1 protein-coding gene is annotated in these 312 nt (G+C 46.2%); it reads right to left on the bottom strand.

Features of this window, described 5'->3' with window-relative positions; genetic code table 11:
• The coding region (locus ACOSDM_RS20220; RefSeq protein ID WP_420726336.1) for a serpin family protein at nucleotides 1-312 on the bottom strand (312 nt) is incomplete at both ends.

Raw genomic sequence — 312 nt, 5'->3', positions numbered from 1 at the left:
GTCCAGTCAAGCAGCTTGTCAATGGTCAACTCACTCTCCAGCTTCAGAAGAGGATCAGAGCCGTCCTGAGTTTCGTTTGGAAGAAGGATCAACATGCTGAGCTCCTCATTTTTATATGGCAACTCCAGCACCTTCAGTTCATGCTCTGGGATGCTTCTGAACGGGAACTTTTTCTTCTGGTACATCATTTCCACAGGCCGGCTGTCATTCTGGTTTATCTTAAATGGTTTTTCTTCAGTGTATCTTGCGTTAAATGTGTGCAGCCAGGTCCCTTTGCAGTAGATGGCATTAACCAGAGCCAGTCTGGTCTTT

Source organism: Hwanghaeella sp. LZ110 (genome assembly GCF_048892525.1).
GTDB lineage: Bacteria > Pseudomonadota > Alphaproteobacteria > UBA8366 > Aestuariispiraceae > Pacificispira.
Note: the sequence above shows the minus strand (reverse complement) of the source record. Positions and strands in the feature narration are given on the sequence as shown.